This window comes from Candidatus Termitispirillum reticulitermitis, assembly GCF_054655775.1.
On record NZ_BAAIHG010000234.1, the window covers coordinates 1 to 560 of the forward strand.

Annotated in this window: 1 protein-coding gene; it reads right to left on the reverse strand. The window is 40.7% G+C overall.

The window, feature by feature from the left end:
* On the reverse strand, window positions 1–542 hold a 542-nt coding region (locus AC1MDJ_RS08490; protein ID WP_479690472.1), incomplete at its 3' end, for a hypothetical protein.
* Window positions 543–560: the final 18 nt, after the last annotated feature.

Sequence of the window (560 nt, forward strand, 5' to 3'; positions counted from 1 at the left end):
TTATCTAAAAGAACAGGTCTATTAGCAACTTTCATATCTTTGCCTTGAACGGGAATACGCTCGCCAGTGTTCACAATAAATGGTCTTTTTACTAGCTTCTTGCCCTCAAATAACTGTTGCCTGTCAACTGACACGGCGTATTCAACAAACACCACAGCATCCGGATTGCTATTTAATAGCTCCGTTAGTCTTAGTTCCCCACCTCTGCTTTCTGGGCTAATCTTTCTGATTGTCAGCTCGCCTATGTCTAGCTTGACAGCATTGGCGTCAAACGTGTAACCACCCGCAAGCTGCTTATAAGCGTGCCTGCGAAACGCTAATGTTATCCAACCCTTATTCTCTTGAAGAAACTTGTCTTGCATACCATAGAGCATAACTTCAACAAGCAACTCATTATTATATTCCACAGCTGCATAATATCTGCCAATAACACCCTTTAGGTCTTCATTTATGTATATTACATCAGCAGGTAGACTGACCGTGCGAAAAGCACAGCCAAATTGCAATAACACCACAAAAATCAATAAATATCGTTTGAACACAAATACTCCTTTAGGTTA